At 64.6% G+C, this 15,224-nt stretch carries 14 protein-coding genes; 6 read left to right on the top strand and 8 right to left on the bottom strand.

The annotated features are described in order from the left end of the window. Positions 1–25: 25 nt before the first annotated feature. From M2341_RS10510 to secA, 3 genes are all read left to right on the top strand, one after another. The gene (locus tag M2341_RS10510) at positions 26–1,660 is read left to right on the top strand and encodes a CTP synthase (protein WP_181559874.1); all 1,635 of its coding nucleotides are present in this window, start codon (positions 26–28) and stop codon (positions 1,658–1,660) included. Between the two features lie 113 nt (positions 1,661–1,773). Further along, positions 1,774–2,046: a hypothetical protein gene (locus M2341_RS10505; protein ID WP_181559873.1), complete on the top strand. Its 273-nt coding sequence runs from the start codon at positions 1,774–1,776 to the stop codon at positions 2,044–2,046. Between the two features lie 126 nt (positions 2,047–2,172). Continuing rightward, complete coding sequence (gene secA, locus M2341_RS10500; RefSeq protein WP_181559872.1) at positions 2,173–4,908, top strand: preprotein translocase subunit SecA; 2,736 nt, start codon at positions 2,173–2,175, stop codon at positions 4,906–4,908. Positions 4,909–4,970: 62 nt separating this feature from the next. On the opposite strand, the gene M2341_RS10495 is transcribed toward secA, so the two are convergent. The 8 genes from M2341_RS10495 to M2341_RS10460 form a co-directional block, all read right to left on the bottom strand. Next, the gene (locus M2341_RS10495) at positions 4,971–6,230 is read right to left on the bottom strand and encodes an MFS transporter (protein ID WP_264586026.1); all 1,260 of its coding nucleotides are present in this window, start codon (positions 6,228–6,230) and stop codon (positions 4,971–4,973) included. A gap of 143 nt (positions 6,231–6,373) precedes the next feature. Continuing rightward, a complete protein-coding gene (locus M2341_RS10490) occupies positions 6,374–7,177 on the bottom strand; it encodes a TrmH family RNA methyltransferase (RefSeq protein ID WP_264585202.1) in 804 nt (267 codons plus the stop codon). Between the two features lie 21 nt (positions 7,178–7,198). After that, on the bottom strand, positions 7,199–7,477 hold the full coding sequence (locus M2341_RS10485; RefSeq protein ID WP_181559870.1) for an HPr family phosphocarrier protein: 279 nt from the start codon (positions 7,475–7,477) through the stop codon (positions 7,199–7,201). Next, positions 7,474–7,878, bottom strand: coding sequence for a PTS sugar transporter subunit IIA (locus tag M2341_RS10480; protein WP_181559869.1), 405 nt, complete (start codon positions 7,876–7,878; stop codon positions 7,474–7,476). Before M2341_RS10480 ends, M2341_RS10485 begins: the two co-directional genes overlap by 4 nt. After that, the gene (gene rapZ / locus M2341_RS10475; RefSeq protein WP_264585201.1) at positions 7,875–8,870 is read right to left on the bottom strand and encodes an RNase adapter RapZ; all 996 of its coding nucleotides are present in this window, start codon (positions 8,868–8,870) and stop codon (positions 7,875–7,877) included. The genes M2341_RS10480 and rapZ overlap by 4 nt, the downstream gene beginning before the upstream one ends. Positions 8,871–8,872: 2 nt before the next feature. After that, positions 8,873–9,319, bottom strand: coding sequence for an HPr kinase/phosphorylase (locus M2341_RS10470; protein WP_264585200.1), 447 nt, complete (start codon positions 9,317–9,319; stop codon positions 8,873–8,875). Then, positions 9,316–10,938 carry a sensor histidine kinase gene (locus M2341_RS10465; RefSeq protein ID WP_264585199.1) on the bottom strand — a complete coding sequence of 541 codons (1,623 nt, stop codon included), beginning with the start codon at positions 10,936–10,938 and terminating at the stop codon, positions 9,316–9,318. The genes M2341_RS10470 and M2341_RS10465 overlap by 4 nt, the downstream gene beginning before the upstream one ends. Next, a complete protein-coding gene (locus M2341_RS10460) occupies positions 10,907–11,614 on the bottom strand; it encodes a response regulator transcription factor (RefSeq protein ID WP_264585198.1) in 708 nt (235 codons plus the stop codon). The genes M2341_RS10465 and M2341_RS10460 overlap by 32 nt, the downstream gene beginning before the upstream one ends. Positions 11,615–11,883: 269 nt before the next feature. Here M2341_RS10460 and M2341_RS10455 point away from each other — a divergent pair, with 269 nt between their 5' ends. The 3 genes from M2341_RS10455 to M2341_RS10445 all read left to right on the top strand — a co-directional run bounded on the left by M2341_RS10455 (position 11,884) and on the right by M2341_RS10445 (position 15,222). Then, positions 11,884–13,491: a phosphoenolpyruvate carboxykinase gene (locus M2341_RS10455; RefSeq protein ID WP_181559864.1), complete on the top strand. Its 1,608-nt coding sequence runs from the start codon at positions 11,884–11,886 to the stop codon at positions 13,489–13,491. 148 nt (positions 13,492–13,639) lie between these two features. Continuing rightward, positions 13,640–14,131: a hypothetical protein gene (locus M2341_RS10450; RefSeq protein WP_264585197.1), complete on the top strand. Its 492-nt coding sequence runs from the start codon at positions 13,640–13,642 to the stop codon at positions 14,129–14,131. A gap of 14 nt (positions 14,132–14,145) precedes the next feature. Then, complete coding sequence (locus M2341_RS10445; RefSeq protein WP_264585196.1) at positions 14,146–15,222, top strand: mechanosensitive ion channel family protein; 1,077 nt, start codon at positions 14,146–14,148, stop codon at positions 15,220–15,222. Positions 15,223–15,224: the final 2 nt, after the last annotated feature.

The raw sequence follows: 15,224 nt of genomic DNA, 5'->3' as shown, positions 1-15,224 counted from the left end.
GAGTTCAGCGTAAGCCTCCTCTCCCATGGCGCGGTTCATATTCATCACCGGCGGCGTGGTCTCCTCGCTTGGAAAAGGCCTTATGGCTGCGTCGCTTGCGGCGCTCCTCCAAGCGCGTGGCTACAAGGTCCGCACCCGTAAGTTCGATCCTTACCTCAATGTCGATCCCGGCACGATGTCGCCTTATCAACATGGCGAAGTCTATGTGACGGACGACGGGGCGGAGACCGATCTCGATCTTGGCCATTATGAGCGCTTCACGGGCGTTGCGAGCCGGCAGGCCGACAATGTGACGCAAGGGCGCATCTACCAGACGATCATCCAGCGCGAGCGGCGCGGCGATTATCTGGGCGCCACCGTGCAGGTGATCCCGCACGTGACGGACGAGATCAAGCGCTTCGCTCTGGCCGAGACGGACGATGTCGATTTCGTGCTGTGCGAGATCGGAGGCACGGTGGGCGACATCGAGAGCCTGCCGTTCATGGAGGCCATCCGCCAGCTCCGCAATGAGCTGGGCCACGGCCAGACCGTGCTCGTGCATGTGACGCTGGTGCCCTATATTGCGGCGGCCGGCGAGTTGAAGACCAAGCCGACCCAGCATAGCGTGCGCGAGTTGACTTCGCTCGGCATTCAGCCCGACATTCTGCTCTGCCGCACTGAGCATCCGCTGCCGGACAGCGAGCGGGCGAAAATCGCCTTGTTCTGCAATGTGCGCACGGAAGCCGTGATTCCCGCGCTCGACGCCAGCAGCATCTATGCCGTGCCGGTGCAGTATCACCGCGAAGGGCTGGACCGCGCCGTGCTGAGCGCCTTCGGCATCGAAGGCTCGCGCGAGCCGGACCTGACCCGCTGGTTCGACATCATGGACCGGCAGGTTCACCCCGAAGGGGAAGTGACCATCGGTGTCGTCGGCAAATATGTCGGCTTGCCGGATGCCTACAAGTCGCTGCACGAGGCGCTCGTGCATGGCGGGCTGGCCAATCGCGTGAAGGTGAAGGTCCAGTGGCTCGATGCCGAGCTGTTCGAGGCCGAAGACAGCGACATCGCGGCCCAGCTTGAGCCGATGCACGGCATTCTTGTGCCGGGCGGCTTTGGCGTGCGCGGTTCGGAAGGAAAGATTGCCTCCGTGCGGTTCGCGCGCGAGCGGGGCGTGCCCTTCTTCGGCATCTGCCTCGGCATGCAGATGGCCTGCATCGAGGGTGCGCGGAACACCGCCGGGATCGAGCGCGCCTCGACCACCGAGTTCGGCGAGACCAGCGAGCCGGTTGTGGGCCTCATCACCGAGTGGATGAGCGCCGAGGGGCTGCAGACCCGCAATGTCGATACCGACCTTGGCGGCACCATGCGCCTGGGTGCCTATCCGGCCAAGCTCAGCGGCAACAGCGTCGTTTCCAGCATCTACGGTGCCGACGATATCAGCGAGCGCCATCGGCATCGCTACGAGGTGAACGCAGCCTATCGCAAACCGCTTGAGCAGGGCGGCCTCATCTTCTCGGGCATGTCGCCGGACGGCACGCTGCCGGAGATCGTCGAGCGGCCGGATCACCCATGGTTCATCGGCGTGCAGTTCCATCCGGAGCTCAAGTCCAAGCCGTTCGATCCGCACCCGCTGTTTGCCAGCTTCATTGCGGCGGCGCTCAAGCAGAGCCGGCTCGTCTGATCCTGCACGAGCCATGGACGGCCCGTTTCCGGATCGTTCATGGTGAAGGGCGTAGACGAACCGCTTGCCGCATCCTATGTGGGGTGCGTCTTACCGGCCGGGATGCCTGCGACTTGCAATTGATGATCCTCCTGTCTGCGCTTCTTGCGTCGCTCTCCGGCCTGATGGTCGGCGAGAGCCGCGTGGCGCCTGCGCAGGTGGAACTGAGTGCAGAATCGCAGCTGGCCCCCTCCAGTGAGCAGGCGATTGCGGTCGCGCGAGTCTTGTCTCGTGCTGACACGCGGGCCGAGGCCGTCCTTGTACGGGCAGATCAGGCTACGGCACTCGCGCTGCCGGCCCGTAATGGCCGCACCCATCTTTCTCTGAAGCAGAGCTGGCTGATCTAAGCCCGCCGCAGGCCGCCATGTTGCCGGTCTGCCATTCTGCTGTTCGCGCGCTGGCTCCCGGCGCGTTCGCTTGCCGGTGTGTGAACCGGCGCCCGACCTTTCCGTTTTCAGACAGGAATTTCCGATATGCTCGGCGGCGTTGCCAAATTCTTCTTCGGCTCTTCAAATGAGCGTTACGTCAAGTCTCTCAGCAAGACGGTCAATCAGATTGCCGCATTCGAGCCGACGATGGTCGCCATGAGCGATGATGAGCTGAAGGCGCAGACGGCCAAGTTCCGCAGCCAGCTCGCTGACGGCGCGACGCTCGACCAGATCCTACCCGAGGCGTTCGCGACGGTGCGTGAGGGCGCGAAGCGCGCGCTGGGCCAGCGCCATTATGACGTTCAGATGGTCGGGGGCATCGTGCTCCACCGCGGCGAGATCGCCGAGATGCGCACCGGTGAAGGCAAGACGCTGGTCGCTACGCTCGCGACCTATCTCAACGCGCTGCCCGGCAAGGGCGTCCACGTCGTCACCGTCAACGACTATCTCGCCCGGCGCGACTGCGAGTGGATGAGCCAGCTCTATAACTTCCTTGGGCTGACCACGGGCGTGATCGTGCCCAACCTCTCCGAGCCGGAGCGTCGCGCGGCTTATGACGCGGACATCACCTACGCCACGAACAACGAGCTCGGCTTCGATTATCTGCGCGACAACATGAAGTATGAGCGTGACCAGATGGTCCAGCGCCCGTTCAATTACGCGATCGTCGACGAGGTGGACTCAATCCTGATCGACGAGGCGCGCACGCCGCTGATCATTTCCGGCCCGACGGACGACAAGTCCGAGATGTACATGTCCGTCAACGCGCTGGTGAAGAACCTCGCGGATGAGGATTACGAAAAGGACGAGAAGCAGCGCTCCATCGTGCTGACCGAGGACGGCACCGAGAAGGTGGAGCGGATGCTGGAGGACGCAGGGCTGCTTCAGGGCGCCAATCTCTACGATTTCGAGAACACACAGGTCGTCCACCATGTGAACCAGGCTCTGCGCGCCAACTTCATGTTCCGGCGCGACATCGATTATATCGTGAAGGACGGCAAGGTCGTCATCATCGATGAGTTCACCGGCCGAATGATGGACGGGCGCCGCTGGTCCGACGGTCTGCACCAGGCCGTGGAAGCCAAGGAAGGCGTGAATATCGAGCCGGAGAACCAGACGCTGGCTTCGATCACCTTCCAGAATTATTTCCGCATGTATCCCAAGCTCTCGGGCATGACCGGTACGGCGGCGACCGAGGCGGCGGAATTCTACGACATCTACAAGATGAACGTGGTGACCATCCCGACCAACCTGCCGGTGCAGCGTCAGGACGATCAGGACCTGTTCTACAAGAGCCTTGAGGACAAGTTCAAAGGCATCGCCCGGACGATTGGCGAACATGCCGCCAAGGGTCAGCCAGTGCTGGTGGGTACCGTCTCCATCGAAAAGTCCGAACTGCTCTCCAGCTTCCTCAAGGAAGAGGGCGTCAAGCACTCGGTGTTGAACGCGCGCTTCCACGAGCAGGAAGCCGGCATCGTGGCTCAGGCCGGGCGGCTCGGCGCGGTTACCATCGCGACGAACATGGCCGGGCGCGGCACCGACATCAAGCTCGGCGGCAACCTGGAATTCCGGGTTGAGGACGAGCTCAAGGACATGCCGGAAGGCCCGGAGCGCGATGCCGCAATTGCGCGGATCGAAGCGGAAATCGAGGCAGAGCGCCAGCAGGTGCTCGCCGCCGGCGGCCTGTTCGTGCTCGGCACGGAGCGGCATGAGAGCCGCCGTATCGACAACCAGCTGCGTGGCCGCTCGGGTCGTCAGGGCGATCCGGGTCTGTCCCGCTTCTACCTCAGCCTCGATGACGATCTGCTGCGCATCTTCGGCCCGGACACGCTGTTCGCGCGCATGATGCGCTCCAGCCTTGAGGATGGCGAGGCGCTTCCGCCCTCCAAGTGGATGAGCAAGGCGATCGAGACCGCGCAGAAAAAGGTCGAACAGCGCAACTACGAGATCCGCAAGCAGGTCGTCGAGTATGACGACGTGATGAACGACCAGCGCAAGGTGATCTACGAGCAGCGCAGCGAGATCATGGATGCCGAGACGGTCGGCGACGTCGTCACCGAGATGCGCCATGAGACGATCAACGACATCGTCGGCGCCGCCTGTCCTCCGGGCACCTACCCCGAGCAGTGGAACATTCCGCAGCTCAAGGAGCGCCTTGAGGCGGTGATGAGTCTGACTCCGGACATCGATGGCTGGCTGACCGAGGACGTGGTCGATCCGGAGCTGTTCGTCGAGCGCCTCACCGCGCTGTCCGATGCCGCGCTGGCGGAGAAGGTCAATGATCTCAAGCCCGAGACCTGGGCGCAGATCGAGAAGAGCATCCTGCTGCAGAATCTCGACCATCACTGGAAAGAGCATCTGGCGACGCTCGATGCCCTCCGTCAGGTCGTCCACCTGCGCGCTTATGCGCAGAAGACGCCGATCAACGAGTATAAGCAGGAGGCGTTCGCGCTCTTCGAGCGGATGCTCGAGAACATCCGCGAGGATGTCAGCCGCACGGTGAGTCATGTGCAGTTCCAGATGCAGGACCCGGCACCGCCGCCGCTGCCTGAGCTGCCGGACTTCCTCACCAGCCATATCGACCCGTTCACGGGCGAGGATAACAGCGCGGACATCGATGCCGGCACGCGCGGGTTCATCACCACGACCATTCCGCGCGCCGCGACGGCTGCGGCGGTGGGTGAGGGCAATCCCTATGCGGGTGAGGAAATCAGCCGCAACGCGCCGTGCCCCTGTGGTTCCGGCGAGAAGTACAAGCATTGTCACGGCGCGCTCGCCTGACAACGACCCTGACGAGGATCTGATGGCCGGGCGAAAGCCCGGTCACGTCCGCCCGGCGGCCGTCAGTCGGGCTGCGAGTCCTTGGGCGCCAGCCACACCAGCCCGATGAGGCTGATCACCGCCGCGCCAGAGAGGTAGAGGCCAACGGCGCCCACGCCATGCGTGCTCACCAGATATTGCGCGGCAATGGGTGCCATGGCCCCGCCGATGATTCCGCCCACGTTGAAGGCGAAGGACGAGCCGGAATAGCGCACGCGCGGCGGGAAGAGAGCGGTCAACCATTCGCCGAGCGGGCCGTAGGTAAAGCCCATCAGCAGCAGCGACATGGCGAGGATGAGGAAGAGCGCCAGCGGATTGGCGGCGTCGAACCCGGCGCCGAAGACGATGCCGAGCGGCACCGTCGCCGCGCACCCGGCGATCAGCACACGGCTCGCCGAGCGCATGTCTGACCACCAGCCGGCCACGATGATCCCCAGCGCGAGCATCAGGATGGCCGCAAGCTGTATGGTCAGCACCTCGCTGCGCGCCATGCCGATGTTCACCGTGGCATAGCCCAGCGCGAAGGCCGTGGAGATGTAGAACAGCGCGAAGCAGCAGACGACGGCGAGCGTGCCGGCCACGGTCGCGCGCACATGGCGGGTGAGCAGTTCCGCCAACGGAACGGCTGCCGGTGGCTCGGCCTCCAGGGCCGCTTTGAACTCGGGCGTCTCACCCATCTTCAAGCGCACCCACAGGCCGATGATGACCAGCAGCGCGCTAGCGAGGAAGGGAAGGCGCCAGCCCCACGCCATGAATTGCGCATCGCTCAGCCAAAGGCCAAGTAGCAGGAACAGGCCATTCGCGGCGACAAAGCCCAGCGGTGCGCCAAGCTGCGGCATCATGCCGAAGCGCGCGCGCCAGCCCGGCGGGGCATTCTCCACCGCCAGTAACGCAGCACCGCCCCACTCGCCGCCAAGGCCGAAGCCTTGGCCAAAGCGCAGGATGCAGAGCAGCAGCGGCGCGACCCAGCCGATCATGGCATAAGTAGGCAGGAAGGCGATGAGGAAGGTCGAGCCGCCCATCAGCATCAACGAGGCGACGAGCGTCGATTTGCGGCCGATCCGGTCGCCATAATGGCCAAACACGGCAGCGCCGAGCGGGCGCGCGAGAAAAGCGAGGGCGAAGCTGGCATAAGCCGCCATCAGCTGCGCTGTCGGCGATGTGGCGGGGAAGAAGAGCGGGCCGAAGACGAGGCTCGCCGCCGTCGCATAGATATAGAAATCGTAGAACTCGACCGTGGTGCCGGCCAGACTCGCGACGAGCACGCGGCGGTGCTTCACCATGGCGGACAGGCCGCTGGGCGCCGGCGTTCCGGCGGTTGCTGCGTCGTTCAAAGTCGGCCCCCCCTCACATATGACGGCGATGCCCTAGCTCAATTCCGGGCAGCAGCGCTAGATGGCGCGAATGGGGGGTGACAGGAGAGGGATCAGCGCCGGCGCTGTTGGTTCAGCACTTCATAGGCCATCACGGCCCCGGCGACGGAAGCATTGAGGCTGTCCGCACGGCCCATCATCGGGATTTTGACCAGCAGGTCGCAGGCGGCCTCATAATCGGCGGGCAGGCCTCGCGCCTCATTGCCGATCACCAGAAAGGTCGGGGCCTCGTAGTGCGGCGCCTGATAATCATGCTCGGTGTTGAGGCTGGTGCCGACAAGCTGGCCCGGCCCCGTGCGGAGCCAAGTGAGGAAGTCAGCCCAACTTGCCTGTGCGATGGATTGGGTGAAGAGGGCGCCCATCGAGGCTCGCACCGTCTCGACGGAGAAGGGATCGACACAGTCATCCACAAGGATCACGCCGCCCGCGCCGACCGCATCGCCGATGCGCAGCAGCGTGCCCAGATTGCCGGGATCGCGCATGGCCTGCGCGACGAACCAGATTGGCGCCGCGCTGCGATCGAGCGCGGAGAGGGGTGTCAGCCGGTCAGGATAGACGCCGACGAGCGTCTGCGCATTGTCCTTGCCAGAGATCTTGCCGAGAATATCCGCGCTGGTGAGGATGACATCGCCGCCTTGCGCCTCAACCGCCGCGATCAGCTCGTCGGCCAGCGGATGCGGGCGGGCATCGCTCGCCATGAAGAGCATCTCGGGCAGGATGCCGCGCTCGCGCGCTTCGGTGAGGATGCGCAGGCCCTCGGCCAGAAACAGGCCTTCGCGCTTGCGCAGCTTCTTTTCCCGCAAGCCGCGCACGCGCTTGACGAGCGGGTTGGAGAAGCCGGTGATTTCGCGGGGCATGGTCAGCAGGGCCGCACAGGATCAGTCTTCGCCGAAGCGATTTTCGACCAGCTCGATGACGGCAGCCAGCGCCGCTGGGGCATCGTCACCGCTCACCGAGACGGTGATATCATCGCCCATGGCGGCGCCCAGCATCATCAGGCCCATGATCGAGGTGCCGACCACTTCCTGCCCATCCTTGCGCACCATGATGGTCGCCGGCAGGCTGCTCGCGAGGGTGACGAACTTGGCGCTGGCCCGTGCGTGCAGGCCACGCCGGTTGGCGATGCGCACGGTCGCGCTGGCAGTCTCGCCGCTCAAGTGGCGTCTCCGAGCAGCTCCGAGGCGACGCTGATATATTTGCGGCCCGCTTCCCGTGCGGCGGCGACCGCTTGCGTGACGCTCATATTGCGGCGGGCGCTTTCGAGACGGATCAGCATGGGGAGATTGACGCCGGCGATGACTTCCACGCGCCCGGCGTCGAGCAGGGAAATGGCGAGGTTGGAGGGGGTGCCGCCGAACAGGTCGGTCAGCAGGATCACGCCCGAGCCATCATCGACGCGCTGCACGGCGGCGGCGATGTCGGCGCGCCGCACCTCCATATCGTCATCGGGGCCGATGCAGACGGTTTCTATGGCCTGTTGTGGCCCTACGACATGTTCCATGGCGACGCGAAATTCCGTCGCGAGCCCGCCATGGGTTACGAGCACGAGTCCAATCATGGTGAGTGTGCGCCCCGCCCTTCGATTTCCGTTGGTACGATTTCTTTTTTGCCCTGGCGCCGGTTCTCATAGGCGTCCAACTGGACTGAATCCAGATTGCGGTGCGCAATGGTGGGCGAAAAGCCCGCCCGGCGCAAGCGTTCTGCGATCTCTTCCGTCACGCATACCGAGCGGTGGCGACCGCCGGTGCAGCCAAAGGCGATGGTGACATAGGCTTTCCCCTCCTCGCTGTAGCGCGGGAGGATAGTGACCAGAAGCTTCTCGATCTGGCCCACGGCCGCCTCGAACAGCGTGTCGGCCATCACATAATCGCGGACATCGGGATCGAGGCCGGTGAGCGGGCGCAGCGTCTCGTCCCAATAGGGATTGCGCAGGAACCGCATGTCGAACATCAGGTCGGCATTGCGCGGAACGCCGCGCGCAAAGCCGAAGGACAGCAAGGTCAGGGTTGATTCGAAACTGCCGGCGAAGCGCTGGCGGATCGCTTGCTGCAGGCCGTTGCTGGTGAGGTCCGAGCTATCGACGACATGCTCGGCCGCGCGGCGCAGCGGTTCCAGCAGCTCGCGCTCCCGGGCAATCCCGTCCGCCGCCGGGCGATCAAGGGCGAGAGGGTGGCGCCGCCGCGTCTCGGCATAACGCTGCTCAAGCACCGTGCCCGAACAATCGAGGAACAGCATCTCGACCTCATAGCCAGTGCGCTCGCGCAGGGCGGCAATTGCAGAGAGGATCGTATCCGCCGCAAAGCCGCGCGTGCGGCTGTCGATGCCGATGGCGACGGGGCGGCCCGCCTGTTGCTCATGACCGGCCGGCAGCGGCGCAGCGAGCAGCCGATCGAGCAGCACCAGCGGCAGATTGTCGACCGTCTCCCAGCCGGCATCTTCGAGCGTGCGCAAGCTGGTCGATTTGCCGGCACCCGAAAGGCCGGTGACCACCAGGATGCGCTTGGCGCCGGGAGCATGGGAGACAGGTGACAGGGCAGGGGGCTGGTCCATGCCTACCCCTTCGCCTGCCCATCGAGACTAAGCAATGCCCATTCGGCCTTGATCGGGGCGGAAGGCTCCAGACCGGCCAGCACGACCAGCGGTAGTTCGACACCCAGAAGGGAGAATGTGGACCCGATGTCAGGCATGCGCACGGGCGCTTCATCCAGTCTGATCGCAAGACACGCAATCACGCCACCGACATGGGGCGTTTCGACAATGCCAAGGTGGCGAATTTCCAGCTTGCCCGCAATGGTTTCCGGCGCGTCAAGGATCAGCCTGCCGTCCCGCTTTGAGGCGCGGGTGTAATCGTCGCTGATCAGCATCGCGCCGCGATCGATCAGGCGCAGGGCAAGGTCCGACTTGCCGGACCCGCTGCCGCCGATCAGCAGCACGCCCTTGCCCCCGATGGCGACGCTGGTAGCGTGGATGGTTTGGCAATGGGCGGGATCGTCGCTCATGCGCCGCTGCGCGCCTTCGCGCTGTTCGGCGGGGCCACATCCTGCTCGGCCAGCGGCAGGGTCACGACAAATCGCGCACCGGCCTTGCCATCGAGGCGCGCCTCGACATGGATGGAGCCGTGGTGGCCCTCCAGAATTGTGCGGGCGATGGCGAGGCCCAGGCCGCTGTGATTGCCAAAGCCGTCCCGCTCCGGGCGCACGCTGTGGAACCGGCGGAAGATCGCTTCCCGCTCGCTCTCCGGCACGCCCGGACCTTCGTCTTCCACCGCCGCGATAGCCTTGCCGTCTTCGGCTGACAGCGTCAGGCGAATCCGCCCGCCATCGGGTGAGAAGGAGCGGGCATTGTCGATGAGATTATCCACCACGCGGACCAGCTTCTGCGGGTCACCGGAGACGAACACGGCGCCACGGCCCGGCCCTGCATAGCTCAGCCGAACGGCGGGACCATCCTCCCGCGGCGCATGGTTGCGCACCATCCTTCCGATCATGCGCCCCAGATCGATGGTCTCGAACGGCGTGCGCGAGAGCTGGGCGTCGATGCGGGTTGCCTCGGCAATGTCGCTGACCAGCCGGTCGAGCCGGCGCACATCGTCCTGTGCGATGGCGAGCAACTTGGCCTGCAGGGCCGGGTCCTTGATCTGGGCCAGCCCCTCGAGCGCCGAACGCAGCGACGCGATGGGGTTCTTGAGCTCATGGCTCACATCTGCCGCGAAGGCATCGGTCGCATCGATGCGCTGGCGCAATGCCTGGCTCATGTCGGAGACGGCGCGGGCCAGCATCCCGATTTCGTCGCGCCGATCCGGCAGGCGCGGCACGATGACTTCCCGCGCGCGCCCCAGGCGCACGCGCACCGCAGCCCGCGCCAGTCGTCGCAGCGGGAGCACGATGGTCCGGGCAAGAAAGAGCGAGAGCAGCACGGACACGAGAATTGCCGCCGCAAAGACGAGCGCAATGCGCAGGCGCTCCGCCCGGACGATATCCGTGATGTCCCGCGTGTTGGCTGTGGCGAGCAGCACGTCGCCGCGCCCGGCTTCATCGAGCGGGCGGGCGACGCTGAGGAAAGGGGTGCGGTCCGGTGCGAACCGATAGGCCGAAGCGGGCGCGCGAGTGCGGGCGGCTTCGCGGGCTTCCGGCCAGGCGTCGCGGCGATCCTGTGCCGGCTCCTTCACATAGGCAGGGCGGTCGGCCAAGGCGATGGTCTCGACAATGCGGTCCAGCACGCGCGCCAGCTGGATGTGGATTGGATCGCGCATCGGATCACGCAGCGTGTAGCTGGGTGGGACGAGGCGAAAGCTATCGGCCAATTTGGTCCCGTCCGCATCATAGATGCGCAGCCGCAAACCCGTGGTCTGCGCTGTGCGCAGCAGCAACCGGGCGCGATCGCTGGCCGGGGCTGTCTCCATCGCAGCGGCGATCAGGGCGGTTTCCCTGCTGATCGACACCAGCCGGCCATCGATCAGCCGCGCCCGATAGCTGTCGAGATAGAAGAAGCCGCCAGCCAGAATGGCAAGCGCGAAGATGTTGACCGCGAGGATCCGCCGGGTGAGCGAGATGCGCGTGGTCCATTCGCCGCTCGCCAGGCGTTCCTCATTCCTCGTTGAAGCGATATCCGGCGCCATAGAGCGTATCGATTGCGTTGAACTCGGGGGCAACTTCGCGGAATTTCCGGCGCAGGCGCTTGATGTGGCTGTCGATGGTGCGGTCGTCCACATAGATGTCGTCCTGATAGGCGGCATCCATCAGTTGATTGCGGGTCTTCACGATGCCGGGCCGCTGGGCGAGCGCTTCGAGAATCAGGAACTCGGTGACGGTCAGCGCGACGTCCCGGCCCTCCCATTGCACCCGGTGGCGGGCGGGGTCCATGCTCAGCCGCCCGCGTGCGATGGTTTCGGTCTCGCCTTCGCCGCCATTGTCATCGCGCGGCTGGCTGAGTGCCGTGCGGCGGAGCAGCGCCCGCACCCGCGCAATCAGCAGCCGCTGCGAGAAGGGCTTGGCGATATAATCGTCCGCGCCCATCGCAAAGCCGAGCGCCTCGTCCAGCTCGTCGGTCTTGGAGGTCAGGAAGATGAAGGGCAGATCGCTCTTCTCCCGCAGCCGGCGGAGCAGCTCGATGCCGTCCAGATTGGGCATCTTGATGTCGCACACTACGATATCCGGCGGGTTCTCGATCAGCGCCTTGAGCGCAGCCTGACCGTCCGGATAGAGGCGCGTCATGAACCCTTCCGCGATCAGGGCGATGCTGAGCGAGGACAGGATGTTCCGATCGTCGTCGACCAGGGCGATGGTAGCGCTCATCGAGCTTTGCGCCGATCCTCTGACTATTGCTGGTCATTCGGCCTAGACGAACGCGGGACCGGGTGCAACCTGGGCCGGGCGGACGATAGGGAATCCGCTGATTTGTCCCGCCACCGGACGAAAGCGGCAGATGCGCGGCACTGCACAACGGGTGGCGTTTGACGCTGGGCCATCAAACCCTTATGCGCCGGGGACGGGGCTGAATTTGAAGTTTTCTCGCGGAGGACGGCCGTAGGAGCCCGCCCTGCGTTTTTGCTTAGGAGACAGGTGTGCAGGTTATCTCTTCCTTTGGTCTTGGCGACCAAGGCATATCGACGTCGGCTGACGTCAAATGGAATCTTCTGACCGCGCCGTTGGTGGAAGAAGCGGTTCGCAACGGCGAGGGCGTGCTGGCCAAGGATGGGCCGCTGGTTGTCGAGACCGGCAAGCACACTGGCCGCAGCGCGAAAGACAAGTTCATTGTGCGCGATGGTACGACCGAGGACACGGTCGCCTGGGGCGACGTGAACGTGCCGATGACGCCGGCGCAGTTCGCTACGCTCAAGGCAGATTTCTTCGCGGCACTGGGCGAGAAGAAGCAGCTTTACGTCGCCGACCTTTTCGGTGGTTCGCAGCCCGAGCACCGCGTCAACGTGCGCGTGATCAACGAGTTTGCCTGGCACAACCTGTTCATCCGCACGCTGCTTGTGCGCCCCGAGCGCGATGAGCTGGCCGGCTTCAAGCCCGAATATACGATCATCGATCTGCCGACCTTCCGCGCGGACCCCGCCAAATATGGCTGCCGCAGCGAGACGATTATCGCGGTCAACTTCACCGAGAAGCTGATCCTGATCGGCGGCACGGCCTATGCCGGCGAGATGAAGAAGTCGGTCTTCTCCATCCTCAACTATCTGCTGCCGGCCAAGGGCATCATGCCGATGCACTGTTCGGCCAATATCGGCCCGAATGGCGATACGGCGGTGTTCTTCGGCCTCTCCGGCACCGGCAAGACGACGCTCAGCGCCGATGCCAGCCGCACGCTGATCGGTGATGACGAGCATGGCTGGTCGGATACTGCCGTCTTCAACTTCGAGGGTGGCTGCTATGCCAAGATGATCCGCCTGTCGGCCGAGGCCGAGCCGGAAATCTTTGCCACCACCAAGCGCTTCGGCACGGTGCTGGAAAATGTCGTGATCGATCCTGACACGCGCGAGATCGATCTGGACGATGCGACGCTGGCGGAGAACAGCCGCGGTTCCTACCCGATCGACTTCATCCCCAATGCCTCGGCCGACAATCTCGGCCCGGTGCCGAAGAACATCATCTTCCTCACCGCCGATGCCTATGGCGTGCTGCCGCCGATCGCGCGTCTCACGCCCGATCAGGCGATGTATCACTTCCTCTCGGGCTATACCGCGCGCGTCGCGGGTACGGAAATCGGCGTGACCGAGCCGCAGGCGACCTTCTCGACCTGCTTCGGCGCGCCATTCATGCCGCGTCGCCCGAGCGTCTACGGCAATCTGCTCAAGGAGCGGATCGCCAAGGGCGGCGTGAAGTGCTGGCTGGTCAACACCGGCTGGACCGGCGGCAAGGCAACCGATCCGGGCATCAGCCGTATGCCGATCAAGGTGACGCGCGCGCTGCTCAACGCAGCGCTCGACGGCAGCCTGAATAACGCCGAATTCCGCATCGATCCCAATTTCGGGTTCGAGGTGCCGGTGGCCGTGGGAGATATCGACCCCAATATGCTCGACCCGCGCGCCGCGTGGAGCGACAAGGCGCGCTATGACGAGACAGCCGCCGAACTGGTCGGCAAGTTCGTCGCCAACTTCGCGCAGTTCGAGGCCGACGTGGACGCGTCCGTCCGCGACGTGCTGAAGGCTCCCGTCGCGGCCTGACGCGCGCCGATTGACGCCTTTCGAGGCTTATGAGCGGCGGCTGCCCATGCTAGGGTGGCCGCCGTTCTCATATCTGCGGGGGGTACGCATGAGCATATGGAATGGCCTGTCGGTCGCAAATGATGCCGCGCAAGCTTAGGGCGCCGTCGTGACGACAGATAACAATCATCGCTTGTTCAGCGATGCCGCCCCCATCCACGCAATTGGAGCGGGGCTGCTGGATTGCACCTTGCCGCGCGAGCGCTGGACGCATGAGGCCCACCTTGCTGCCTGCTTCTGGCTGATGGTGGAGCGGCCGGACATCGATCTGGATCATGAGATCGCGCCGATCATCCGTCGCTACAATGCCAGCGTGGGCGTGCCGAACGATGATCGCCACGGCTATCATGAAACGATCACGCGCGCGTTTCTCGGGGGAGTGCGGCTTTATCGGGCCGAGCATATCGGCGGTGACCTGCTCAATGAGGTCAATGGCCTGCTGACCTCAGCACAAAGCGCGCGGGACTGGCCGCTCAATTTCTGGTCGCGCGAGCGTCTCTTCTCGGCCGAAGCGCGGCTGTCCTACACGCCGCCGGACCTGAATACGCCAGCATTGGCGGCGTTGCTTCCCTATCTGCCGCGGGAACCGGATCGCGCCTGAGCAGTAAAAGGGACATGTTTCCCGACCATTGGACCCTGCCGCCATTATTGGAATCGCTGATGCTGGGCGTTCTCGCCGTTCTGGCGGCTCTGGTTCTGCACTGGATCAGCGTGAGGGTGCTGCGCCGTTTGCTGACCCATGCGCATTCGGAAGGGGGCCTCGCCTTGCTCCGCCGGGCGCAATGGCCGTCGCGCTGGCTGCTGGTCGCCTTCGCGCTGGCGTTCCTCCGTCCGTCGCTAACGTTGGGAGAGCGCGGTCACCTGATCTGGAGCCAGGCGGCGGCCATGATCGTGCCGGGATTGATCGGCTGGCTGGCCGTTGCCCTCATTCGCGGCACGCAGGATGTGGTCGAGCAGCGGACGGATATCAGCGTGGCCGACAATCTCCGCGCCCGGCGAAAGCGCACGCGGACGGGCATTCTCGGCAGGATCGCCGTGGTGCTGGTGATCTTCATCACCCTTTGCCTCATGCTGTTCAGCATCCCCTCGGTGCGGGCGGTGGGCGTGACACTGATGGCCTCGGCCGGCCTTGCGGCCTTGGCGGTCGGCGCGGCTGCGCAGCCCTTGCTCAAAAATGTGATCGCCGGCATTCAGCTAGCCTTCACCGAGCCGATCCGCATCGATGACGTTGTCATCATCGAAGGCGAATGGGGCAAGATCGAGGCGATCTACATGACCTATGTGGTCGTGGCGGTGTGGGACGAGCGACGGCTGGTCGTGCCTATCTCCCGCTTTCTCGAAGACAGTTTCCAGAACTGGACTCGCTCAACAAGTCAATTACTTGGCTCGGTTTTCTTCCATCTCGACCCAACGGCCGATATCGATCAGCTGCGGGTCCGCTATGAAGCGATCGTGGCTGCCTCGCCGCTCTGGGATGGGCGCGTGAAGGTCCTTCAGGTGACGGAGGTGCGCCCGGACGCTATCGAGGTGCGCGGTCTCGCCAGTGCCCGCAATGCGGGCGAGGCGTTCGACCTGCGCTGCGAAATCCGTGAGAAGGTGCTCGCCTTCATCCGCGATGAGATGCCTCAGGCGCTGCCCCGCCATCGCGGCCTGCTGGCGCGGGATGTAACCGAACGCGTGAACGCGGGGTGATC

It is taken from the genome of Sphingobium sp. B7D2B (assembly GCF_025961895.1).
In the GTDB taxonomy this organism is placed as follows: domain Bacteria; phylum Pseudomonadota; class Alphaproteobacteria; order Sphingomonadales; family Sphingomonadaceae; genus Sphingobium.
The sequence above is the reverse complement of the archived record's forward strand: the minus strand, read 5'-3'. Positions and strand labels throughout refer to the sequence as shown.